At 36.8% G+C, this 22,816-nt stretch carries 25 protein-coding genes and 1 rRNA gene; 1 reads left to right on the top strand and 25 read right to left on the bottom strand.

The window, feature by feature from the left end; genetic code table 11:
• Positions 1 to 8: 8 nt before the first annotated feature.
• From glmU to metG, 13 genes are all read right to left on the bottom strand, one after another.
• Entirely contained in the window at positions 9 to 1,385 is a 1,377-nt protein-coding gene (glmU, locus tag K9V48_RS13120) for a bifunctional UDP-N-acetylglucosamine diphosphorylase/glucosamine-1-phosphate N-acetyltransferase GlmU (RefSeq protein WP_224139434.1), read from the bottom strand.
• Between the two features lie 388 nt (positions 1,386 to 1,773).
• Complete coding sequence (spoVG, locus tag K9V48_RS13115; RefSeq protein WP_046517517.1) at positions 1,774 to 2,064, bottom strand: septation regulator SpoVG; 291 nt, start codon at positions 2,062 to 2,064, stop codon at positions 1,774 to 1,776.
• Between the two features lie 359 nt (positions 2,065 to 2,423).
• On the bottom strand, positions 2,424 to 2,798 hold the full coding sequence (gene ridA, locus K9V48_RS13110; RefSeq protein ID WP_224139433.1) for a 2-iminobutanoate/2-iminopropanoate deaminase: 375 nt from the start codon (positions 2,796 to 2,798) through the stop codon (positions 2,424 to 2,426).
• 1 nt (position 2,799) lies between these two features.
• Positions 2,800 to 3,645: a pur operon repressor gene (gene purR, locus K9V48_RS13105; protein ID WP_111618159.1), complete on the bottom strand. Its 846-nt coding sequence runs from the start codon at positions 3,643 to 3,645 to the stop codon at positions 2,800 to 2,802.
• 59 nt (positions 3,646 to 3,704) lie between these two features.
• Complete coding sequence (gene ispE, locus K9V48_RS13100) at positions 3,705 to 4,574, bottom strand: 4-(cytidine 5'-diphospho)-2-C-methyl-D-erythritol kinase (RefSeq protein WP_224139432.1); 870 nt, start codon at positions 4,572 to 4,574, stop codon at positions 3,705 to 3,707.
• A gap of 340 nt (positions 4,575 to 4,914) precedes the next feature.
• Positions 4,915 to 5,103: a small, acid-soluble spore protein, alpha/beta type gene (locus K9V48_RS13095; RefSeq protein WP_224139431.1), complete on the bottom strand. Its 189-nt coding sequence runs from the start codon at positions 5,101 to 5,103 to the stop codon at positions 4,915 to 4,917.
• Between the two features lie 156 nt (positions 5,104 to 5,259).
• Complete coding sequence (veg, locus tag K9V48_RS13090; RefSeq protein WP_026562427.1) at positions 5,260 to 5,529, bottom strand: biofilm formation stimulator Veg; 270 nt, start codon at positions 5,527 to 5,529, stop codon at positions 5,260 to 5,262.
• Positions 5,530 to 6,096: 567 nt separating this feature from the next.
• Complete coding sequence (gene yabG / locus K9V48_RS13085; protein WP_224139430.1) at positions 6,097 to 6,978, bottom strand: sporulation peptidase YabG; 882 nt, start codon at positions 6,976 to 6,978, stop codon at positions 6,097 to 6,099.
• Positions 6,979 to 7,658: 680 nt separating this feature from the next.
• The gene (rsmA, locus tag K9V48_RS13080) at positions 7,659 to 8,543 is read right to left on the bottom strand and encodes a 16S rRNA (adenine(1518)-N(6)/adenine(1519)-N(6))-dimethyltransferase RsmA (protein WP_224139429.1); all 885 of its coding nucleotides are present in this window, start codon (positions 8,541 to 8,543) and stop codon (positions 7,659 to 7,661) included.
• Positions 8,540 to 9,100, bottom strand: a complete 561-nt coding sequence (gene rnmV, locus K9V48_RS13075) for a ribonuclease M5 (protein ID WP_224139428.1) — start codon at positions 9,098 to 9,100, stop codon at positions 8,540 to 8,542. Before rnmV ends, rsmA begins: the two co-directional genes overlap by 4 nt.
• A gap of 183 nt (positions 9,101 to 9,283) precedes the next feature.
• Positions 9,284 to 10,372: a G5 and 3D domain-containing protein gene (locus K9V48_RS13070; RefSeq protein ID WP_224139427.1), complete on the bottom strand. Its 1,089-nt coding sequence runs from the start codon at positions 10,370 to 10,372 to the stop codon at positions 9,284 to 9,286.
• A 348-nt stretch (positions 10,373 to 10,720) separates the two neighbouring features.
• The gene (locus K9V48_RS13065) at positions 10,721 to 11,491 is read right to left on the bottom strand and encodes a TatD family hydrolase (RefSeq protein ID WP_224139426.1); all 771 of its coding nucleotides are present in this window, start codon (positions 11,489 to 11,491) and stop codon (positions 10,721 to 10,723) included.
• Positions 11,492 to 11,647: 156 nt separating this feature from the next.
• Positions 11,648 to 13,630: a methionine--tRNA ligase gene (metG, locus tag K9V48_RS13060; RefSeq protein ID WP_224139425.1), complete on the bottom strand. Its 1,983-nt coding sequence runs from the start codon at positions 13,628 to 13,630 to the stop codon at positions 11,648 to 11,650.
• 581 nt (positions 13,631 to 14,211) lie between these two features.
• Here metG and abrB point away from each other — a divergent pair.
• On the top strand, positions 14,212 to 14,499 hold the full coding sequence (gene abrB / locus K9V48_RS13055; protein ID WP_224139467.1) for a transition state genes transcriptional regulator AbrB: 288 nt from the start codon (positions 14,212 to 14,214) through the stop codon (positions 14,497 to 14,499).
• Between the two features lie 63 nt (positions 14,500 to 14,562).
• Here the strand turns inward: abrB and rsmI are convergent, their stop codons facing one another.
• The 12 genes from rsmI to rrf form a co-directional block, all read right to left on the bottom strand.
• Complete coding sequence (rsmI, locus tag K9V48_RS13050; RefSeq protein WP_224139424.1) at positions 14,563 to 15,441, bottom strand: 16S rRNA (cytidine(1402)-2'-O)-methyltransferase; 879 nt, start codon at positions 15,439 to 15,441, stop codon at positions 14,563 to 14,565.
• A gap of 8 nt (positions 15,442 to 15,449) precedes the next feature.
• Entirely contained in the window at positions 15,450 to 15,719 is a 270-nt protein-coding gene (locus K9V48_RS13045) for a GIY-YIG nuclease family protein (protein WP_224139423.1), read from the bottom strand.
• Between the two features lie 41 nt (positions 15,720 to 15,760).
• Positions 15,761 to 16,528, bottom strand: a complete 768-nt coding sequence (locus K9V48_RS13040) for a tRNA1(Val) (adenine(37)-N6)-methyltransferase (protein ID WP_224139422.1) — start codon at positions 16,526 to 16,528, stop codon at positions 15,761 to 15,763.
• 183 nt (positions 16,529 to 16,711) lie between these two features.
• Complete coding sequence (yabA, locus tag K9V48_RS13035; RefSeq protein WP_224139421.1) at positions 16,712 to 17,083, bottom strand: DNA replication initiation control protein YabA; 372 nt, start codon at positions 17,081 to 17,083, stop codon at positions 16,712 to 16,714.
• Positions 17,084 to 17,096: 13 nt separating this feature from the next.
• The gene (ricT, locus tag K9V48_RS13030; RefSeq protein WP_111618145.1) at positions 17,097 to 17,924 is read right to left on the bottom strand and encodes a competence/sporulation regulator complex protein RicT; all 828 of its coding nucleotides are present in this window, start codon (positions 17,922 to 17,924) and stop codon (positions 17,097 to 17,099) included.
• Positions 17,925 to 17,926: 2 nt separating this feature from the next.
• Positions 17,927 to 18,919 carry a DNA polymerase III subunit delta' gene (gene holB, locus K9V48_RS13025; RefSeq protein WP_224139420.1) on the bottom strand — a complete coding sequence of 331 codons (993 nt, stop codon included), beginning with the start codon at positions 18,917 to 18,919 and terminating at the stop codon, positions 17,927 to 17,929.
• Positions 18,920 to 18,934: 15 nt separating this feature from the next.
• Positions 18,935 to 19,375, bottom strand: a complete 441-nt coding sequence (locus K9V48_RS13020; protein ID WP_224139419.1) for a YaaR family protein — start codon at positions 19,373 to 19,375, stop codon at positions 18,935 to 18,937.
• Between the two features lie 72 nt (positions 19,376 to 19,447).
• Positions 19,448 to 19,777 (bottom strand): cyclic di-AMP receptor DarA, encoded by a 330-nt coding sequence (darA, locus tag K9V48_RS13015; protein WP_111618142.1) that lies wholly within the window; start codon positions 19,775 to 19,777, stop codon positions 19,448 to 19,450.
• Between the two features lie 83 nt (positions 19,778 to 19,860).
• Positions 19,861 to 20,490, bottom strand: coding sequence for a dTMP kinase (gene tmk, locus K9V48_RS13010; protein WP_224139466.1), 630 nt, complete (start codon positions 20,488 to 20,490; stop codon positions 19,861 to 19,863).
• Positions 20,491 to 20,495: 5 nt separating this feature from the next.
• Positions 20,496 to 21,938, bottom strand: a complete 1,443-nt coding sequence (locus K9V48_RS13005) for an aminotransferase class I/II-fold pyridoxal phosphate-dependent enzyme (RefSeq protein ID WP_224139418.1) — start codon at positions 21,936 to 21,938, stop codon at positions 20,496 to 20,498.
• A gap of 260 nt (positions 21,939 to 22,198) precedes the next feature.
• Positions 22,199 to 22,402 carry a sigma factor G inhibitor Gin gene (locus tag K9V48_RS13000; protein WP_308012572.1) on the bottom strand — a complete coding sequence of 68 codons (204 nt, stop codon included), beginning with the start codon at positions 22,400 to 22,402 and terminating at the stop codon, positions 22,199 to 22,201.
• Between the two features lie 334 nt (positions 22,403 to 22,736).
• Positions 22,737 to 22,816 (bottom strand): 5S ribosomal RNA (gene rrf / locus K9V48_RS29975); the annotation flags it as partial.

The raw sequence follows: 22,816 nt of genomic DNA, 5'->3' as shown, positions 1-22,816 counted from the left end.
AACCTCCATTAGGAATTTTTATTATTTATTTTGTCGACATAATTCTCTTTATTTACTTGTCTTGACCTAGCAACAGATAAGGCCTTTTCAGGTACATTATTTGTTACAGTTGATCCTGCAGCAACATATGCTCCTTTACCAATCGTAACAGGTGCAATTAAGTTAGAGTTACAGCCAATGAATGCGCCATCCTCAATTTTTGTTAGAAATTTATTACTACCATCATAATTAACCGTAATAGAGCCGCATCCAAGGTTTACATCTGAACCAACCTCTGCATCGCCAATATAGCTTAAATGAGATGCCTTACTTCCCTTGCCCATTGTTGACTTTTTAACTTCAACAAAGTTTCCAATCTTCACTTCATCTGCAATTGAAGATGAAGGGCGAATATGGGCAAACGGTCCAATTGCAACATCGTTGCCGATATGGCTATCGTGGGCAACTGATTGACGAATGGTCGTCGCATTTTGAATCGTGCAATTTTTAATTTCCGTGTTTGGCCCAATAATACAATTTTCACCAATTACTGTTTCGCCAAGAATCATTGTTCCAGGATAAATGACTGTATCACGTCCAATTACTGCATCTACTGAAATATATGTTTGCTCTGGGTCAATTAGTGATACACCATTTCGCATATGCTCTTTGTTAATGCGTAGCTTCATAATTTTTTCTGCCTGTGATAAAGCAATTCGATCGTTTACTCCTAATGTTTCATCAAATGAAGCCGTTTGATACGCGGAAACAATTTTACCCTCTTTTTGTAAAATTTCAATGACATCCGGTAAATAATATTCTCCCTGAACATTATCATTAGATACATTCGATAACGCCTTAAATAATTCTTTATTATCAAAGCAATATGTACCTGTATTAATTTCCGAAATACTACGTTCTAATTCAGTCGCGTCCTTGTGTTCTACAATCTTTTCAACAGATCCTTCTGCATTACGAACAATACGACCATAACCAGTAGGTTCATCTGCTTTAGCAGTTAAGATTGTTGCCTTTGCATTCGTTTCTTTATGATGAGTTAGCAAATCCGACATTGTCTCCGAAGTGATAAGTGGTGTATCACCGCAAATAACAATCGTTGTTCCTTCTTCATTTTCTAAAAATGTTGCGGCCTGCATAACCGCATGAGCAGTGCCTAATTGTTCACTTTGCAAAGCATACTCACTACTATTTCCGAGCTCTGATTTTACCCGTTCTGCCCCGTGACCAACAACAGTAACGATTTTAGTTAATTCTAATTTAGATACTTGGTCTAAAACATGCTGCACCATAGGTTTTCCACATACTGTATGTAATACTTTATATAATGAGGATTTCATCCGTGTGCCTTGTCCCGCGGCTAAGATAACTGCGTACCGATTATCCATTTATTAGGCCTCCATTTTAATTTTTAACCTATTTTAGAGAATTTCTATACGTAAAATACCTTCTTATCCATACAAAAATATATCTTAAAATAACCAGTATTTCAAGCTAACAAGCAAAAGTACAAGATATTACTAATTTTATCATAGTTTCATCTTTTCGCACGCAATCCATCACTTACTTTTACAATTACTGATTTCTTTCCTCTTATGGGAGAATGGAAAGTGATTGAAGGCGTCTCGATTAGTCTCCGATATAGCGTAAAACGCACAATCATAGTCCCTTTTACACCACATAGATAGTTCTCATCAAGTATAAAAAGAATGGCGTTATTCCCTTAACGATAAAAAAGGACTCTGCATGTTTTTACGCAAAGTCCTTTTTTATATTTTATGAAGCACCTGCTTCTTCAAATTCTACTTCCAGCTCCCCTAATCTATGGTACTCAGCTAATACTGCATCCTGGATTTTTCCACGAGTATTAGAATTGATAGGGTGTGCAATATCTCTAAACTCACCATCAGGAGTACGCTTACTTGGCATCGCAACAAAGAGACCGTTATTTCCATCAATCACACGAATATCATGGACAACAAACTCATGATCAAGCGTAATAGACGCAATCGCTCTCATACGACCTTCAGTATTAACGCGGCGTAATCTTACGTCTGTAACTTCCATTCTGTTCACCACCTTTTCCCCCATATGAAAAACTACTAGTATTAATTCAACATAATTTTCCTTATTCCTTCTTTTTTTGAAATTTCTTTTAAATTAGGGCATATTATTAGAAATAACAGATACCCCTTACAAGTCTTAAGGAACAAAACCACTCCAGCTAAATGTTGTATACTTATCTACAGTTCAAGAATTCAATTGTACGCTAAACAAGAATAAAGGCATTTAGGTCAACTAATGCTCTCCCTGCACATCCCCTATAAATTGATTCTAGTGATAAGCACTAAACTACATTCCTGTAAAAGCACACCTTTTCTCAAAAAAAATACCAACCGTCTATTAAACGATTGGCAAATTAAAAACTATTTAACTAATGCTATAACTTCAATTTCTACAAGAGCATCTTTCGGTAGACGAGCAACCTCAACGCAAGAACGTGCTGGCTTATGTTCTGCAAAGTATTGTCCATAAACTTCATTAAACTCAACAAATTGATTCATATCTTTCAGAAAGACTGTAGATTTCACCACTGATTCAAGTGATGCCCCTGCCTCATCTAGTACTGCCTTTAAGTTTTTAAAGACTTGATGTGTTTGTTCAGCTATATCTCCTGTTACCATTTCACCGCTAGCCGTTAATGGAATTTGACCTGAACTATAAAATAGATTATTAACAATAATCCCTTGAGAATATGGACCGATAGCAGCTGGCGCTGAATTTGTGTTTACAATTTTCATACTAATCCTCCCCAATCTCATTATCTTTCATATTATGGAAATACGTTCCCGGCATAACTTGGATATCCCGCTCACGCATATTAACAGCAGTCAATTTTACAAGAGAGATATACTCATCTACCAATCTCTCTTCGACTCCTTCTGTTTCTACAAGAACACCAATCCCCGCAACATTTGCGTCGAATTCTTCTAACAGACTAATCATGCCATTGATGGTACCTCCAGCTTTCATGAAGTCATCAATAATTAACACATTTGATCCTTCTTTTAGGCTTCGCTTAGCAAGGAGCATAGTTTGTATACGCTTCGAAGATCCTGAAACATAATTAATACTAACCGTAGAACCTTCTGTTACCTTACTATCCTTCCTTACATACACAACAGGTACATCCAACTGACCAGCAACTGCATATGCTAGTGGTATACCCTTAGTTGCTACAGTCATAACAACGTCAATTTTACGATTGCTAAAAACTGTAGCAAATAAGCGCCCTATTTGATTAACAATCGAAGGATCACCTAGCATATCTGTTAAATACAAATAACCACCCGGAAGTAACCTTTCCGGTTTAGCCATCAATTCGCAAAGTTCGTCAATAAATTGTTTCGCTTCACTTAGCTTGACCTTCGGAATAAACTTTACCCCACCCGCAGCTCCAGCTACCGTTAGTAATGTTCCAATTCCTTGCTGTTCAAACGTCTCTTTAATAATCGTCAAGTCTTCGCTTATGGATGACTTGGCTGATTGATATTTTTCAGAAAAATATGTTAACGGCACTAACGAGTGTGGATGATGTAGCATGTAGTTTGTCATATCAACAAGACGTCCACTACGACGAAATTTCATGAAATCGCAACCTCCAAAACCCGAATATTAATATTGTAAATATAACTTAACATCCGCATTTAATCAAGGCTGTTACGCTCGCCCAACATTCTTACTGCAAAAACTTGGTCACAAAATCCCCTTAAACCATTATAAACCCTTGGTAAACGTGATTCATATTGAACAAGACCAAAAACTGTAGGGCCGCTTCCACTCATCAATACGGCATCTGCACCAAATCGTTTCATTTGGTCTTTAATGTTTCCTACTTCAGGATACATCGTTAACGTGACACTCTCTAATACATTTCCCATTAGACTGCATATTTGATCATAATCTCTAGCTTCAATCGCTGCAATCATTCCATCTACATCAGGATGCTTTATTGTGTTTATGTTTAAATTTTTATATACATCAGCTGTAGAAACACCAATCGTCGGTTTAGCAAGTACTACCCAACAATGTGGCGGCGGATCAATATGATGGATGATTTCGCCTCTACCTGTCGCTAACGCAGTGCCCCCGTAAACACAAAAGGAAACATCAGATCCAATTTCTGCTCCAAGTTCTGCTAATTCATCTAGCGTCAAGCCTAAATTCCACAGGCGATTTAATCCACGTAATGTTGCAGCTGCATCACTACTTCCTCCAGCTAAGCCTGCAGCTACTGGAATTGTTTTAGTAATTGAAATGGATATCCCTTTTCGGATTCCAAAACGATCTTTCAACAATTTAGCTGCCTGATAGGCTAAGTTTCGTTGATCATCTGGAACGAATCGATTATGAGAAACAATCCGTATTTCTTCAAATGGTAAATCAACAAGCTCAACACGATCGGCTAGATCGATTGTTGTCATAATCATTTTCACTTCATGAAAGCAATCCTTCCGCTTATGAAGGACATCTAATGATAAGTTTATCTTGGCTGGTGCCTTTTCTAATACTCGCATCGTAATCACCTACTTGTACGATCTTAAATTGTATCAACATTGTACCACAAAAGCAGGTATATTCATTCCTTTTTCGACAAATCGAAGGGCTGAGACATTTCAGTCATCCACAAGCTAAGAGGATATGCCTGAATAGAAGAGATCCTTCGCCTTTATTTTAAAAGGTTAATTAGGGTTTGATGCCGACCTAAAAGCGTTTTCAAAACTCTCTAAGACCTGCACTCAAATCACCATCTATTACCAAATGTTCTCTCTCATATAGAAAGAAAGGGCTGGCTAAAAGATCAGTTCCTCAATGAATGAGGAAACCTGAGCTAACTAGCCAACCCTGCCGCTGCTTTTATTTAGTACGATTGTTTTGTTGAGCAAGCTGTAATTCAGCTAATTCAATTGCGCGCTTTACCATATTTCCTGCATCACGTGAACGAATTGCTCCCCAACCTTCTTCTTTTACAGTATCGTAAAAACCTAAGTCTTTTGCTAATTCATATTTAAAGCTTTCGGACATAATCCCACGACGTCTGCCCATTCCGAACACATCCTTCCTAAGGATAAGCTTGGATCTTCAAAGAAGAATTTGAACTGCGGCAGTATCTATTATTAACCTTGGAGCATATTTTATGTAGTTCATCATTTGTTAATACCTGCTTTTTAACAAACGAAAAGACAGTAAACAACTTATTGTCTACTGTCCACTAACTGCAAATGAACCAGTTGTATCTTCAAAAAATGTTAATTGTACTGTTTCAGTTAATACATCTGCATAGCTGTAAGAGACACGCTCAAAAGAGTTCTCATCTTGATCAAGTTCAATAACAAATACAGATGGATAGGTTTCTGCAAGTACACCACAGCGTTCTATCGTTTTTCTACGACCACCGTTTGCTTTAAGTGTTAGTCGTCTGCCAAGATTACCATCCAAGGACTTTTTAATATCCGTTAGAGTTTTTCCCATTGCATCCACCTCACTATTATTAGTATACACCTTGCACCTATGTAAGTCAAACAAATTTTCCATTATATCAATGTTTTTTCCCAACTGTCAATAAAATATTTTCTACAAAATTCTCATTCCTCCTACCTATAGTTTGAACAAACATGGGCGCTATTATGTAGAAATATGAATATTTTTTTCGTTATTTTGTCAATTGTTCATTTTTTGGCGATAATTGAATGCTAATATTCTATTTTCCCTTTCCCATTGTTAGAAATATAGCATGTCCATTACTACGCCATTCGAAGTAAAAAAAGATGATTTTTATCAAAAAATAGGATTTTTTATTTGCGTAATTCATGTGGGAGAATAAGAATAGCGTAAGCACCTTGATCAACCTCGGGCAGCCTCGGGCAAATAAGACGCTCAGGAATAAAAAGCATTCTTTGCCTTCTATTCCTGAGCTTCTGTAGACCCAAGAGGGGCTAGGATCTGGATGTCATACGCTTATCCACCGTACAAGAATTTTATAAATTCCTGGTGTCTGAAACAGACCACTTTCATTTCAAAAATGATCGTGGCAATCCATTATTGATTACTATGATTTTTATATGGCATACCTGTACGAAGGACACCCTTTGTATCGACGCCACCAAGCCCTTTTTCTCTTGTTAATGTATTTCGCAAGACATCCCACACATTAATCCTTTCTATAAAGGGTGTAAAACTAACCTTCGCGACAATATAAACCGGATCCAATGCGTGAATATTTACTCTTGATGGCGAGCTTGCGAAGTTAGCCCCCGCTCGTATTAATGATTCAAAATGTGATTGGCAGGCGCCAGCAAATATCACTAGCTGATCTAGATGGGAAACCTTATTACGAGCATTAAGCACCGTTTGAACAAATTGCTTCGAATGACGGTATGCATTTAAATCATCTATGCTTCCTTTATGCTTTGAATAAGCATCATGGCCTGTTACTACTAAAATATCTGGACGGTATTTATCAAGCAGCTCTGTTATTTTTTCAGGCATTTCTTTCTCACTTACATGAACACCATCTACAGGAACACCTATCTTTTCATATAAAGATAAACATTTTTGCAAATAATGAGGGTCGCCATCAACATGAAGGACTCTTCCAGGTATATGGAAAAATTCCTCGTTATGACTATAGCTTGATGTTGCATAATATTCCTGTTTCTCTCGTTGTAGTTGATAATCCTGTGTTAATAAATAATACGATTGATCAACCTTTTCCTTTTCCTTTTGCTTGCGGCTATTTCTCTCCTTTTCATCTACTACAACTAAATCATCACATTTTGCATCTGCTACTAACCTAACTTCATCTCCATATAAAATTGCTACCTGCTCACCTGTAGCAGTTATTTTGACGTCAATCACTCTAAATAATAAATCCAACCGATAAGACTTTCTTGCTACAATATCACCAATTTTCACCTGCATGTTTATCACTCCAATGAATGATTCGCCTAATCTAATTTGCGGTAGCGTCTTGTTTAGCACCGGGTAAATATGCCACTTGTGTAAAGCGGTTTCCCCTTATCTTCGAATCATGAGTGGCCAGAATTTAAATGGTCTAGGACACTTGCACTAAAACTTATATTTTGTTACAAAAATGTATATTTTCCCATTCCCTAAGAAAGCCCAAGCATCTCGGCCAAAATTTGACCAATCACACACGCATTTATGGTAGCTGGACCTTATCCACTTGAACTAGACATGGAATCTCAGTCAACTAATACTTTATCGCTACTAGTATCCTTTTCTAGCCTATGTATGGTTTCTTTAATTGGTGATATACCATTAGTAAAAACATAAGAAAGTACAAGCTTATAAGAAAAGCGCAAGCGCCTTGTTCAGCCTCGGACAAATAAGACGCTCAGGAAGTGAAGGTGTTTCTTTGCCTTCACTTCCTGAGCGTCTTAGATCCAAGAGGGGCTAGAAGCTTGCGCTGAACACGAAAACTAAGCCAAAAAATTTATACTTTCTTATTTTAAAACATAAAGGAATCCCATTTGATATTAGTAATCATCCTACTCCAACTGAACGGCAAAAAATCTAGACGAAGTCTGAACATAGACTATACCTAGATTCTATACCTATTTACACTATGTTGTGATCATCTATGCGTTGTTTAACACACTATCTAACGCGTCACTTAATTTGGCAAACTCCTCTATGGAAAGGGATTCCCCTCTTCTTCTTCCATCAATCTCAACCTGTGCTAATGTTGCTTCTATAACAGGCTTTAATTCCTTTCCATTCGGTAGAAAATGTACCAAATTATTGAGTAGCGTTTTTCTCCTTTGCGCAAAGCTAGCTCGGACAATCTGGAAAAAGAATGATTCATTTTTCAGCTCTACAATCGGTTCATCTCTTACTAATAAACGAATAATGGCCGAATCAACATTAGGCTGTGGGACAAAAACTGTTTTTGGAACAGTCATCACTGTTTTGGCATCTGTGTAATATTGGACAGCAATTGATAAAGAACCGTATTCCTTTGTAGATGGGTTTGCTGCAATTCGATCCGCTACTTCCTTTTGGAGCATAACAACAATCCCTTTAAGCGGTAATTTATCCTCTAACAATTTCATAATGATTGGCGTTGTTACGTAATATGGAAGGTTTGCCACGACCATAATTTCCTCACATTCATTAAAATGCTCCGTTATCGCCTCCATTAGATTCGCCTCTAAAACATCTTGATGAATAACCGTTACATTTGAATATGGCGCTAACGTTTCATTTAATATCGGGAGCAGACGTTGGTCTATTTCAAAAGCTACAACCTTTTTCGCTCTCCTTGCAAGCTGTTCAGTTAATGCACCAATCCCTGGTCCAATTTCAATGACGCCTGTTTTCTCTGTTACATTTGCATGATCAACAATTCTCGATAATACGTTTGGCTCAATTAAAAAGTTTTGCCCTAAACTCTTTTTAAATGAAAAACCATACTTTTCTAATATCGCTTTCGTTCTAATTGGTGTTGCAATATCCTTCATCATCCGTTTTTCTCCTCCTGTAGGATCTTATTTATTGCTTGTACGTATTCATCCCTACTTATTTGGAACATTTGCAGTCTCTTGAGAAGTTGTTTTCCATTTGTATAACCAATTTTTAATAGCAGACCTAATTCTTCACGTCTAGCCCTTGCACGCTCTCCTCCCAAAAGCCCTGCTTCTAATAAATCATCTAAGGAAATATCGGTCGTAAACTCCTCCATTTCTTCCTTTACTGCCTGAAGGGCATTGCGTATAGCCTCGACGGATGCATGTTCTACGCCAATTCCCTTCCCTCTTTTCGGTCTCGCTTCTTCTTTCGGCAAAAAGGCATGTTTACAGCCCGGAACCTTTTCTGCAATTGTATTCCTAATTTTCTCCCCTGGAAAATCCGGATCTGTAAATAAGATGACCCCCCTTGTCTTCTGTGCGAGCTTTACTTGCTCAATCACCGAATCACCAATCGATGAACCATTCGTTTCTATTGTATCCGCATCAACAGCTCTTTTTATCGCTGTTGTATCATCCTTACCTTCTACAACAATAATTTCTTTTATTTTCATTTTCTCCTCCAAATGTTGAAACCTTTTAGAAGGTTGATTCGTCTTACTTATTGAAAGTTATATTCCAAGGGTTATAAAGGTGTCCCTTTGGGTTATTCCTGTGAATACATAGTATAAGCCTAGGTGAATATATTCTCCATTATAACGCAAAAAAACAGAGGGATAAAAACCCTCCGTTAGTCTCTATTCTAAAACTTTGATCTTCACTTGTTTCGAGCCCCATCGATAGGCGGCTGATTTAGACGGTAAAAACACATCAATTTTATTGCCCTTAATAGCAGAGCCGGTATCTGCGGCAACCGCATACCCATAGCCTTCAACATGCACCTTTGTGCCTAATGGAATTACACTTGGATCAACTGCAATCACTTTAGCACCTGGATTTGCTCGTAGATTAACTCCAGTAGCTGTGGTACCTGAACAACCACTGCAATGTGCCGTGTATGCTGTAGATTTTACATAAAATTCTTTTTTTACTGAATCATTGTTACGTGAAACAGATGCAGTACTTACTGTTTGTGCAACCTTCGTACCTAATGCAACAACACGATTTTTACTTTCTTCAACAGTCTCAGTTTTGAGTAGCTTTCTAGAAATTTCCTTGCCATTTTCTTTGACAACTTCATAGTGCTTTTCTCGTTTACCTTCTTTTCCAGAATCGATAACCTTCTGTTTTCCCTTTTCAATGTTATTATCACTTTGCGTAACAACATCAAAGGCAATTGGTTCTTCCACTACATCGGTGACTTTTTCTATCCTTGTAACCGTTATCGCGCCCTCTTGATCAACCTTGTTAGTTAGGGCCGGTTCAACTTTATCTAATTCGTTTAATGTAACGTTTTGTTTCTTTAAAAAGTCAGCGACAGTAGTCGAAGTAGTCCAAACCTGTTGGTTTTTATTGTCAACATTTAGTGTAAGCTGAAATGCCTTATCAATCGTTAATGACGAATCCGTTTCAAGCTTTGTATCTAATGCTGGTTCAATTTTATCATGCTGTGTAACATCTAGATTTTCCTGCTGTATTAATTCCTTTACTGTATCCGCTGTTGTCCAAATTGTCCTTCGCTCATCACCGACCGCGATGTTTATAGGCTTAGAAGCTTCATAAATGACTTTTATGTTGTCTTTAATCTTTTTATCTATTGCCGGCGAAATGCTATCTTCTGCTCTTATATCTATTTTTAATTCCTTTAACAATGCACCTACTGTGTCCGAATGAGTACGAACCTGCTTTTCTTGGCCATTCACGGTCAATGAAACTGAATCCTTCATTCCTTCGTATGTACCATAAGCAATACCTATCACTAATACTAGTAAACTAGTAGTGAAAAGGACAATTTTATTCTTTATTACTTTTTCGGAAAACAGCCTTTTCATGTTTTGAATGAAAATGAAAAACGCCTCCTTCTTCCCCGTGGATTATATAGAGTATCGATCATCTTGTCAACCCTTTCCACCCTGTCTCATTTTTCCAATGTATTAATTATTATGCGGAAAAATGAGATAAAAGTGAAGAAAGAGTTATCGACAAAAGTTATCCTATGAGAGAGACGTGACCTATAGAACTATTAATATTTCATCGTAAACTTGACATGCTATCCCATCATTCGACACCGTTCGTTATCGAGTTATGCCGAATAATCGCATGGCATTGTCGGAAGTTTTTCTTGCTATTTCTTCGACACTTACCTCTTTTAATGTCGCAATTTGTTCTGCTACATATTTCACATAGCTCGGTTCATTACGTTTCCCTCTAAAAGGATGTGGTGTCAAATACGGACAATCCGTCTCTATTAGAATTCGATCCATCGGTATTTCTGCAGCTACTTCCTTTGGTTTTTTGGCATTTTTAAATGTTACCGGTCCCCCGAAGGAAATATAAAAATTCATATCCATACACTGCTTGGCAACCTCAAGACTACCTGTGAAGCAATGCATAACTCCACCAACTTCACTTGCGTTCTCTTCTTGAAGAATCTTGATAACATCTTCTGTCGCTTCACGGTTGTGAATAATAATTGGAAGCTGTACTTCTCTTGCTAATTGTATTTGCTTACGAAATACTTGTTTTTGAATATCTTTTGGTGATTTATCCCAGTAATAATCTAATCCCATCTCACCTATAGCTACAACTTTAGGATGTGAAGCCAATTCCTTAATCCATTTTAAATCGTCATCTGTCATATCAATTGCATCTACTGGATGCCATCCCACAGCAGCATAAATCATGTCATATTGGTCTGTTAATTCCATCGCTTTCTTAATCGTATCCTTATCAAAACCAACGACAACTATATGTGTTACATTTTCGGATTTTGCTCGCTGAATAACCTCTACTATATCTTCTTCGTACTGAATAGCATTTAAATGGGCGTGGGTATCAAAAAGCATTTTTCTACTCCCTTCTTTCCATCGACAAATCAAAAGGATGTTCTACAAAATGTTACACGTGGAACATCCTTCTTTTTATTAAACATATTATTTGTCTATTTTAGGCTTAACAATGCAATTTCCCTATTGTTTTTCCCTGTCGAAAATTGCAGGTGCCTATTTCACTCTTGATCCATTAGGAAGGCTATTATCAACAGTCGCCACCGAAAGGACATCATCTTGTGAACCAGCTAAAATCATCCCTTGAGACAATTCACCGCGAAGTTTTACTGGCTTTAGATTAACAACACAAATAACTTTTTTACCGATCAAATCTTCTGGTTTATAATACTTTGCAATCCCAGATACTACCTGTCTTTTTTCATAGCCAAGATCAAGCTGGATTTTCAGTAGTCGGTCTGCTTTTTTAACTGGCTCTGCATGGATAACCTCAGCTACTCGTAAATCAACCTTCATAAAATCATCGATTGTAATTTCATCTTCAATTGTAGGTGTTTCTACTTTCTTCTCCTCTTGTTTTGGAGCCGATCCCTGCATTTGCTCTTTTATATATTGGACCTCTTCTTCCACCTCAAGACGAGGGAAAATTGGGGATTGTTTGTTCACTTGTGCCTCGTTTATTTGCCCAAAGCTTGTAATGCTATCCCAATTTTTTAGCTCTTCACTAGCGATTCCTAGCTGATCAAAAATTTTGTTTGGCGTTTCAGTTAAAAATGGCTTTAATAGTACAGCAGTGATTCGTAATGATTCTGCTAAGTGGACCATAACTGAAGCTAACTTCTCTCGATCTGCTTCATCCTTAGCTAACACCCACGGTTTGGTTTCATCAATATATTTGTTTGTCCGGCTAATAAATTGCCATAAAGATGATAACGCAACTGAAAACTCCATTTTATCCATTGCATTTTCATAATTATTGATCGTATCTTGTAAAAATGTGACAAGCTGACCATCAAATTCTGTTATCGCACCGTTGTATTCAGGTACTTTTCCATCAAAGTACTTATCAATCATCGCAACAGTTCGATTTAGTAAATTCCCTAAATCGTTTGCCAAATCATAATTGATACGATCGACAAATCCTTCTGGAGTAAAGACGCCATCAGAACCGAACGGAACCTCTCTTAATAAATAATAACGAAGGGCATCTAACCCATATTTATCAATTAACGTTACTGGATCTACAACATTACCTTTTGACTTTGACATTTTGCCATCTTTCATTAAAAGCCAGCCATGTGCAAAAACCTTTTTAGGTAGTGGTAAATCTAAGGCCATTAGCATAATTGGCCAGTAAATCGTATGGAAACGAACAATTTCCTTACCGACAATATGAACATCTGCTGGCCAGTATTTTTTGTATTTCTCATCCTGTTCGGTACCATAGCCAAGTGCTGTAATATAATTAGATAAAGCATCAATCCAAACATATATGACGTGCTTTGGATCACCTGGTACTTTTACACCCCAATCAAAAGTTGTACGAGAAACAGCTAAATCTTCAAGTCCAGGTTTGATGAAGTTATTAATCATTTCATTTTTTCTTGATTCTGGTTGGATAAACTCAGGATTTTCCTCATAATAAGCTAAAAGTCGATCAACATACTTTCCCATTTTAAAGAAATATGATTCTTCTTTTACTAATTCAACCGGATGACCGCTATCAGGACTTTTACCACCTACTACTTTGCCGTTCTCCATAATTGGGTCTACAAGCTGTATTTCCGTATAATAGGTTTCATCAGGAACAGAATACCAACCTTCGTATTCATCTAAATAGATATCTCCTTGCTCAACTAATTGAGCAAAGATCTTTTCCACAATTACCTTATGGCGATCTTGAGTTGTCCTAATAAAATCATCATAAGAAATATCCATCTTGCCCCATAACTTCTCAATTCCCGAGACAATATCATCGACATATTGTTGAGGTGTAATATTGCTTTCCTCAGCTTTGCGTTGAATTTTTTGACCATGCTCATCAGTGCCTGTCAGATACATAACATCGTATCCACGCATACGTTTATAACGAGCCATCGCATCCCCTGCCACCGTAGTATAAGCATGTCCTATATGTAACTTTCCACTTGGATAATAAATAGGAGTAGTAATATAAAATGTTTTTTGACTATTCTCCATTATGTAACCTCCTCAATCTATTTGGAAAAACCTTTCCTCTTGCCAATTTTTGCTTCTCCTAAAAAAACGCTCTCGCCCCTAAGGACGAGAGCGTTATGTAAAAACTAGTATTTCAATGGATGTCTATAATGATAAAATTCTCAAGCATTACTAACCTATCCATATTCACTATTTTCATACTCTTTATGATACCATCTTAGCCTCTAATATCAAGAATATATACCTAAAGATTTGAGAATTTTTCAATTTAGAATTACTTTCGACACGATCCTAAAATTTTTGTCGAAAATTCTCCTCAACTCATGAATCATTTCCTTCTAAAATTGCCCCAACAACTCAAATTAATTGACATTTATAATCCCAAATAAAGGACAAATTCCCGTGTTTTAGTAACCTTCAACCGAACTGAACCTTAATCCTAAAAGGTTTAATAAAATCCACCTATTTTTTTACATGGAAAATAAAATAAAATGATTGACGATTATTGGAAACACTGTTATGCTTAAAAAGCAAATTAATTTGTCGAAAAATGACGAAGTATAAGAAATAAATATAGAGAACGTCGAAATTGAGAGGAGATTATTATTATGAAATCTACTGGAATTGTACGTAAAGTTGATGAATTAGGACGTGTTGTTATTCCAATCGAATTACGTCGCACATTAGGAATCGCAGAAAAGGATGCTTTAGAAATTTATGTTGATGATGAAAAAATCATCCTAAAAAAATACAAGCCTAATATGACTTGTCAGGTGACTGGGGAAGTTTCTGATGACAACCTTGCATTAGCAAGCGGAAAGTTAGTACTTAGCCGTGAAGGTGCAGAACAAATCTTAGCAGAAATTCAAAACCAATTGGTTCAAAAATAATTCACTTAAAAAAGGGGTCCGACTCGAACATCGAGTATCAGACCCCTTTTTCTAATCATTCAGTTATTCAATATGATAGGCTTGATAAACTTCTCTTTTCTGAATGCCTCTTTCACTCGATACTTGTTTAATAGCATCCTTTGAAGTGAAATCTTGTTTGATATAGTGTTCAACATGATCCTTTATGGTCAACTTACTCCACCATGTATCAATCTCTGTAGAAGGTTCTTCATTCGATCCTTCTAGGATAATACAAAATTCTCCACGAATCTCATTCTCTTCCGACCATTTCATGACTTCGTCCATTGTACCACGAATAAATTCTTCAAATTTCTTTGTCAATTCTCTTGAAAGACAAACGGAACGATTCCCCAAATACTCTTGCATGAGCTGTAGCGTTTCCTTTAGCCGATGTGGTGATTCGTATAAAATAATCGTTTCTTTCCTATACCGTAATTGTTCAAGTTGATTTTTCTTTTCTCTCTTTTGACGACCAAGGAAGCCAAAAAAATAAAACGGCTGTGGAGTAATTCCCGATGCAATGAGCGCTGTCAACGCGGCATTTGCACCTGGTAACGGAATAACATTTCCTCCTATAGCAAGAACCTGTTTCACTAATTCACTACCTGGGTCTGAAATTGTCGGCATACCTGCATCACTTATAAGCGCAATGTTTTTCCTCTGTTGCAAATACTCAAGAACCCGGCTACCACTTGTCTCCTTATTATGTTCATGATAACTAAAAATAGGTGTTTCAATTTCAAAGTGATTGCATAGCTTTTTAGATTGACGAGTATCCTCAGCAGCAATAAGATCGACTTCCTTTAAGATCTTTATTGCACGGAAGGTCATATCCTCCAAATTTCCAATTGGAGTTGGAACTAAATATAGATTCCCTACTTCTTTTTCTTCACTGTGAAAGCTTTTTTGTTGTTTTAACATACTCCCCTTTACCTTTCTTCATTAGATGTCCTATATATGTATTGTTCTTTTTCTTTTCTCTTTAACCTTTTAAAGGATATTTCCATTTTTAAAGCATCACTTTTTGTAGCAAATTCTTCTGAGTATAAAAGTTTAACTGGAGCTCTTCCTCTCGTATACTTTGCTCCAGTACCATTATTATGTTTTTTTAATCGTTGGTTTATATCAACTGTATACCCCGCGTAGTAGCTCCCATCACTACATTCAAGCACATAAAAATAATGATTTGTTTGCTCCATAGATAACTCCCTTTAAGATGAGGGGACGAATCCATACTTACCTACTCATTGATTGAGGCTCCGTCCGCTTTATCTCCATATAATATCGTCTTTATTTCCTCTGAATATTCATTTTCCTCATTATAGACAACAAGTGGAGGTAACATCTTTAAATCTGAACGCCCGCCTTTAATTCCCTCAACTAGTAACGTATTTGCCTCTTTGCCTTGCTTTGGATAAACAAATTGAATTCGCTTTGGCTCAACCCCATACTTCCTCATAAGCTCTACGATGTCGACAAGTCTTCCTGGTCTATGAACAAGTGCAACTTTGCCCCCTTGCTTCAATAGTTGACTACTAACCCGGATCACATCCTCCAACGTACAAAGAATCTCATGACGAGCAATCGCAAGATGTTCATTTAAATTTTGCATATTCCTTTCGGAGGTCAAAAAATAAGGTGGGTTGCACGTCACAACATCGTATTTTCCATGACCAAGCACTTTTGTACTATCCTTTAAGTCCCCATGAATCATTTCAATTTGATCTTCTAAATTGTTATAAGCAATGCTCCTCACTGCCATATCATATAGCCTCTCCTGAATCTCTACCCCGATAATCTTTCCCTTTGTTCTTGTACTTAATAATAAAGGAATAATACCATTCCCTGTACAAAGATCGATTATATTACCTTTTTGAATCGGCATATAGGCAAATTTGGCAAGCAGGACTGCATCTAGAGAAAAGGAAAAGACTGTTGGGCTTTGGATAATCCGAAGATCCTCAGCTAATAAATAATCTAATCTCTCATCACCAATTAAGTTAACCATGAATACTAACTCCTTTAACATGAAATGCGAAAGTGCCCACAAGCATTAAACACTATAACAAGTGGCACAAAAACTAAGTATATAACCTATAACCTCTTACTTACATAAAAAAACTGACACATAATTAAAGTTTTTCCCTCCATGGTTTCTTCTAGAGGGGCAAACCATCATGAGTCAGCCGCATTACTTCTTATTTAAAAATGATAAGCAAAACAAACAATCTCCATCTTTACGCAGACTACCGTAATGCAAATTGCATATATGAAAGCCCTCTTGATACAATCTTGCTAAGTTGTCGTAGCCTTCACCGATATCAATTGGATTTTGTTTCGTTTGCTGTTTTTCTTTTGTTTTTATATTCTTTGCTTTATCAGTATTTGTGATTGTAAATGTTGAGTCTAATCTTCGGCGCAAATTCCCATTTTCAATTTTTAAATGATGATTCTCCTCAATGAGCTCTCCTAGATGCTGCTTCAACTCACCAAGTTGAGAGTATAAAGATCCTATTTGTTCTTCCATACTACTGACAGACTCAAATATCTCCTTTTTATCCACTTGTTCCACCTCATCAATCTGTGGATTGCATTGGAACTACACCTTCTTTTTGTAACTCATCCCAAGTGTATTCTACCACACGTTCTTGTTCAACAAGATTTACTTGTATAATTTGTTCTAAGATATTTAGACCAACTACTTTGCCCAATCCATTAGGAGTGCCTATCATTTCCCCTAAATCTGGTAAAAGTTCTTTAGCCGATTCGTACTCATCGTTTTCATATTTTAAACAGCACATTAATCGTCCGCATAGACCGGAGATTTTCGTTGGATTTAGAGATAGGTTTTGATCTTTAGCCATTTTAATAGATACAGGCTCAAAATCACCTAAAAAAGTAGAGCAACATAACATGCGGCCACATGGCCCTATCCCACCCAACATCTTAGCTTCATCTCGGACGCCAATTTGTCTAAGTTCAATCCGCGTTTTAAAGATCGCAGCCAAATCCTTTACTAGCTCACGGAAATCAACTCGACCATCTGCTGTGAAATAAAAGATTACCTTGTTACGGTCAAAGGTATATTCTACATCAACTAATTTCATATCTAAACCGTGTTCAGAGACTTTCTTCTGACACACATGGTAGGCTTCTTCCGCGGCGGTTTGATTTTCCTGAACCATTAAACGATCTTTATCATCTGCAAGTCGAATGACTTTTTTTAGTGGTAAAACGACGTCATTCTCCTCAACTCTTTTGTTATTTAAAACGACTTTACCATACTCAATTCCTCTAATTGTTTCTACGATAACAAAGTCGTCATCCTCTATCTGAAAACCATTAGGGTCGAAATAATATATTTTACCCGCCTTTTTAAAACGAACACCTACAACATCATACAAACTTATCCCTCCTGCAATGTTAACACCAATTGCTCCATCAATAATTGCGGATTTACATTGGCATGAAGTTTTCTCTTAGCTTCTAAAATAGAAGTTATCTTCTCAGTCACACTTCTTTGTGTCATTTGAAGGGCATGCTGCGTTAATTGCTGGATTTTGTCATGATAAATGACTTGTTCCACATTTCCTATTTGTACTGATAGGATATCTTTATATATATATAATAACAGGTCTAGGCCTGATTCTTGCTTCTCTTTATCATTAAAGTGATTCATCCACTCTGTATGAATATAGATTGGTGCCTGTCCTTTTCGGTCTATGAGCACTTCATATAATCTTATCACTTTCAATCTCGCCTGTGCAAACCAATCATCTTTTGCAATTTCTATTGCCACTTCCGTATCATTGGTTAATTGCGAGACAAGTGCTGCTAAATGCTTAGAAATACCTGATTCAACTAGTGTTTCCTGAATAATCTTCGGTGGTAATGGTTGAAACGAAAGTAACTGACAGCGAGATAGGATCGTATTTAACATTTTATGATACTGTTCCGTCATTAAAATTGCAATTGTGTTTGCATTTGGCTCTTCTAGAAACTTTAATAGACTATTTGCTGCATTTACCGTCATTTTATCAGCATGTACAATGATATAAAGCTTTTTACTCGATTCAACACCAGATTTCGAGAACTCCTCTTGTAACGCTTGGATCTGTCCCTTTTTAATTGACAGTCCATCAGGTTCAACGATATGAACATCTGGATGGTTACCTGATTGTATTCTCTTACAATTTTTACAACTCTCACAAGGCTCATATTCTAGAAGGTTTTCACAAAAGAAACTTTTCGCTAAAAGGATACCTATATCCATTTTACCAGTTCCCTTTTTCCCCTCAAATAAATAGGCGTGTGCTAAACGTTGCCTTTGGATACTGTTTGCTAATAACTTCATGATCCGCGGCTGATAGGACGCGATATCTTGCCAATTTTTAACCATAACACTCATCACCCTCTACGTATATAGGTTTATCAGCAATCCCTTAACTTCACCTATTTTTGCAAGGATATCAATCGACGAGCTTTCCTTCTTAACAATCTCGTCCGCTAAATCAATTAATGACTGGTCAAGCTGTTCAATAATTTTTAATGGTCTACTATTTCCATTATAATCCCAACTTCTTGACTGTTTCATTCTCATCCCATATTCAACAGCCTCATGTATAAACTTTTTAACCAACAATTTATATTTTGAGAGATCACTAAAATTCCTAGATTTAGACAAGCGTCGACCAGCATCTTCTATGGTAACTAGTAGTTGATTTAATTGTTCCATTTGAAGTTTATTACCTTGCTTTGTTATCAAATCTTCGAATCCCTTAGAGGCAGTTTGTACTACTTTCTGCTCCAGACCTCGCTTATCCATCGTAGAACGTATTTCTTGACTAATTTTCATAAAAACCCCCATGGCGTTTTACTGCCACAAACTGTTTTGAAGGAGAGCGTTACTATATCGCTAGATAGAAGGTTAGAATTGATGAAATTGCTCCACAGGTAGAACAAAAACTGTCGCCCCACCAACTTCTACTTCAACAGGATATGGAATAAAGGCATCTGCATTCCCTCCCATTGGTGAAACAGGTGCAACAAGTTGTTCCCTAGCCTGACAATTATCTTTAATGATTTGCAAAGCCTTATCTACTCTTATATCTTCAGTACCTATCATAAATGTTGTATTCCCAGATTTAAGAAATCCACCTGAACTCGATAATTTCGTTACTCGGAAATTATACTCCATCAAAGCATTCAAGAGTTTATTACTATCTTTATCTTGTACAACCACCATAATTAACTTCATAATATAAAAGCCTCCCTATATTGTAACATGTTCACCTAAGTGATTCATTGCTAGATTAATGGTAATAAAATTCCATTAGGAGTTTACATTTGAATATGCTCTTTTAAAACATTTTTTACATCATCTAATACTTCAATCATTGGTTTATCAGCATCAATGATTACGATTCTTTCTTGAAACCTGTTAATAACCTTCTCGTAGCCTTCCTGTACCTTCTTATGAAATGAAAGTCCTTCTAAATCAAGACGGTTCTTTTCTCTTTCTGAGCTACTTGCGATCCTTTCAAGCCCTCTTTCTGGTTCGATACTAAAATAAAATGTTAGATCTGGCATAAATCCATTAATCGCAAATTCATTGATTGAAAGTACTTCATCAATGCCTAAGCCCCTTGCATGTCCTTGATATGCTAGAGAACTATCGATGAATCTGTCACAAAAGACAATTTCACCATTTTTTATTGCAGGGATAACCTTTTCGACAAGATGCTGCCTTCTTGCTGCTGCGTATAGAAGAGCTTCTGTTCTCGCATCCATCTCTGTATGTTCCTTATTTAAAATTACTTCACGAATTTTTTCTGCTATATGTATACCACCGGGTTCTCTCGTAAATACAGCTTCAATACCTGATTGCTGTAAATCCTTCATTAATAACTCTAAGATAGTGGTCTTGCCAGCTCCTTCTGGCCCTTCAAACGTAATAAACTTTCCAATCAACATACTCACCTGCTTTTCATATATATCGTTATTCTTCCTTGTTGAATATGATTATCTCCTTGGATTTTCACACCAGATTTCATCAAATTCTTTAATTGTATGATTAAATTGGCTGTCACTTTTTCCCCCATCATAAGAAATGGTATACCAGGAGGATAGGGAATAATTGATTCTGCAGAGTAAAACCCGACAGCTTCCTCAAAGGCTACCACTTTCTTTTCACATACTTTCAAGTAGGAATAGGAGACTTCTAGTGGCTGGATGCTATTCGTTTGGCTATCCTCCATACGAATGTGTTGTTTTGCATGTATGGGACGTGACGGATTGGGAACCCCCTTATTTATGGCCTTTAATTTATTTGTGATAGACGTAGTATCATGTAGTGGCAACATAAACAGTAATTTAGTTGGGTCAGCTAGTTCCGCATAAATACTTTGTGATTCAAAAAAGTCCTGAAGTTCAAATCCAGTTACATTATTTCTTGATCGAATTGTCATCTTCAAAGGATCAGTACTCACCAACTTATCAATTGAATGAACAATTTCTATTTCTTCCATAGAGTTTATTTGCTGCTCCACCATCTCAATTGACTTTAAAATTTCAGGCAGTTTCTCTTCTTTCATAATGTTTTCTAAATATGCCCTCGCTAAATCCAATGAAGCCATTATTGGATATGATGGGCTACTACTTTGTAATAGCGATAAATAAAAATGAAGCTTTTCTTTATCAACTAATTCACTATTCAGATGAAGATAGGATCCCATTGTCATTGCTGGTAATGATTTATGAGCAGAATGAACAACAATGTCTGCACCAGCCTCGATGCTAGAAACAGGAAATTGCCCTCCTGCTATATAATGAGCACCGTGCGCTTCATCAACAAGTACAGGGATATGGAAGCTATGAGCAAATTTAATCATTTCTGTTAAATCAATTGATAGACCATAATAATTTGGATTTGTTAAAATTAATGCTTTCGCCATTGGATAACATTCTATCGCTTCTTTTACAGTTTCTAATTCGACATAAGATGGAACTTGATACATCTCATCTACTTTTGGTGATAAAAAAATCGGCCTAGCTCCAGCTAAATAAATTCCATTAATAATGGATTTATGGGAATTCCGTTGAACAAGGACCTCATCCCCTTCATTACAACAAGCTAAAATCATCGCTAAATTTCCAACTGTTGATCCATTCACTAAAAAATATGTACTCTGCACATTATATAGTACCGCTGCAAGCTGTTGCGCCTTTGCTATAGCTTCCTTAGGGTCATGCAAATCATCCAATCCAGTTAATTCAGTTACATCAAAGGGTAAAATCCCCTTATAGATTTGTTCAGCTTCCTTCATAAATACAGTCCCATTCTTATGCCCTGGAACATGCAAGGATAAGGGATTGCTCTTCACATGTTGCATTAGTGCTGAAAAGAGAGGTGTTTCCATAAAAATCATCGTCCTTCATTTTATCTAAAGTCATTATAACACGACTTATTCTTCTCATGGACTATTAGGTCCCCTAAGTGGTAGTAGTCTTTTTTAAAATCTAGAATAATTCTCCTCCTAGCCGCTAGAACTCGACGTCAACGTCGATCTCTATCTAACTCCCGAGATGCCAAAAGAAGGCGCTGACTTTTCTCACAGTCAGCGCCTCCATATTTCAATAAAACAGAATTTGTAGACCAATCAAATGATCAATTTCAACCTTATGAATAAAGTGGTGGGTTTTTAACCCTACGTAACTTTTCTAAGTAGTATTGGTATTTAGGATCAGATGTCTGTGTACTAATCATTTCTCGTTCACAGTCTACACAAATAAAGCTCGTATAGAGATGAATTCCTACCGATTTTTCCCGATCACACACAATACAAATTTCCCCTTTTTGCTTTTCTATGTTATTAGTATTCACATTCTCCACCTCCATACTTTTTAGTTTGACCAATCCGTTCGATTGTATACACAATTCAGAATATATTTAGTGTTGTTTTCAATACTTTATGTAAGAAAAAGTTTAATGTGTTTGTCTTGGATAAACAAAAGAACAAAAGCGGAAGCGCCTTGATTAGACTTGGGCAAATAGGACGCTTTTGAATTGAAGATATTTTTCACCTTCAATTCAAAAGTAACTGTAACCCTAAGAGAAGCTAGGTACTCTAGTTGGACGGCTTATCCATAGTACAAGAATTTTCTTAATTGCTAAACAACGAAAAAGACCAGTATCTCTACTGATCTTTTTACTCATTACCTGGCAACGTCCTACTCTCACAGGGGGAAACCCCCAACTACCATCGGCGCTGAAGAGCTTAACTTCCGTGTTCGGCAT

Source organism: Metabacillus rhizolycopersici, from assembly GCF_020075705.1.
This window is presented reverse-complemented; position numbering and strand designations above follow the sequence as displayed.

What these genes read in the sequence shown, in the direction of transcription:
- spoVG (WP_046517517.1), bottom strand. Translation starts at nt 2,064, where the DNA reads ATGGAAGTTACAGACGTAAGATTACGCCGCGTTAATACTGAAGGTCGT.
- ridA (WP_224139433.1), bottom strand. Translation starts at nt 2,798, where the DNA reads ATGAAAATTGTAAACACAAATTCAGCGCCAGCTGCTATCGGTCCATAT.
- holB (WP_224139420.1), bottom strand. Translation starts at nt 18,919, where the DNA reads ATGGTTAAAAATTGGCAAGATATCGCGTCCTATCAGCCGCGGATCATG.
- metG (WP_224139425.1), bottom strand. Translation starts at nt 13,630, where the DNA reads ATGGAGAATAGTCAAAAAACATTTTATATTACTACTCCTATTTATTAT.
- K9V48_RS13070 (WP_224139427.1), bottom strand. Translation starts at nt 10,372, where the DNA reads ATGAAGGATTCAGTTTCATTGACCGTGAATGGCCAAGAAAAGCAGGTT.
- K9V48_RS13095 (WP_224139431.1), bottom strand. Translation starts at nt 5,103, where the DNA reads ATGGGCAGACGTCGTGGGATTATGTCCGAAAGCTTTAAATATGAATTA.
- K9V48_RS13005 (WP_224139418.1), bottom strand. Translation starts at nt 21,938, where the DNA reads ATGGAAACACCTCTCTTTTCAGCACTAATGCAACATGTGAAGAGCAAT.
- purR (WP_111618159.1), bottom strand. Translation starts at nt 3,645, where the DNA reads ATGAAATTTCGTCGTAGTGGACGTCTTGTTGATATGACAAACTACATG.
- rsmI (WP_224139424.1), bottom strand. Translation starts at nt 15,441, where the DNA reads ATGTTAAAACAACAAAAAAGCTTTCACAGTGAAGAAAAAGAAGTAGGG.
- rnmV (WP_224139428.1), bottom strand. Translation starts at nt 9,100, where the DNA reads ATGAAAATAAAAGAAATTATTGTTGTAGAAGGTAAGGATGATACAACA.
- darA (WP_111618142.1), bottom strand. Translation starts at nt 19,777, where the DNA reads ATGAAGTTAATTATGGTGGTTGTACAAGATAAAGATAGTAATAAACTC.
- ispE (WP_224139432.1), bottom strand. Translation starts at nt 4,574, where the DNA reads ATGCGAGTATTAGAAAAGGCACCAGCCAAGATAAACTTATCATTAGAT.
- glmU (WP_224139434.1), bottom strand. Translation starts at nt 1,385, where the DNA reads ATGGATAATCGGTACGCAGTTATCTTAGCCGCGGGACAAGGCACACGG.
- K9V48_RS13065 (WP_224139426.1), bottom strand. Translation starts at nt 11,491, where the DNA reads ATGCTTTTTGATACCCACGCCCATTTAAATGCTATTCAGTACGAAGAA.
- K9V48_RS13020 (WP_224139419.1), bottom strand. Translation starts at nt 19,375, where the DNA reads ATGAAAATTAGTCAAGAAATACGTTCTACGATGGATAAGCGAGGTCTG.
- K9V48_RS13040 (WP_224139422.1), bottom strand. Translation starts at nt 16,528, where the DNA reads ATGGTTAACTTAATTGGTGATGAGAGATTAGATTATTTATTAGCTGAG.
- K9V48_RS13045 (WP_224139423.1), bottom strand. Translation starts at nt 15,719, where the DNA reads ATGGAGCAAACAAATCATTATTTTTATGTGCTTGAATGTAGTGATGGG.
- veg (WP_026562427.1), bottom strand. Translation starts at nt 5,529, where the DNA reads ATGGGAAAAACTCTAACGGATATTAAAAAGTCCTTGGATGGTAATCTT.
- rsmA (WP_224139429.1), bottom strand. Translation starts at nt 8,543, where the DNA reads ATGATGAAGGATATTGCAACACCAATTAGAACGAAAGCGATATTAGAA.
- yabG (WP_224139430.1), bottom strand. Translation starts at nt 6,978, where the DNA reads ATGCAGGTGAAAATTGGTGATATTGTAGCAAGAAAGTCTTATCGGTTG.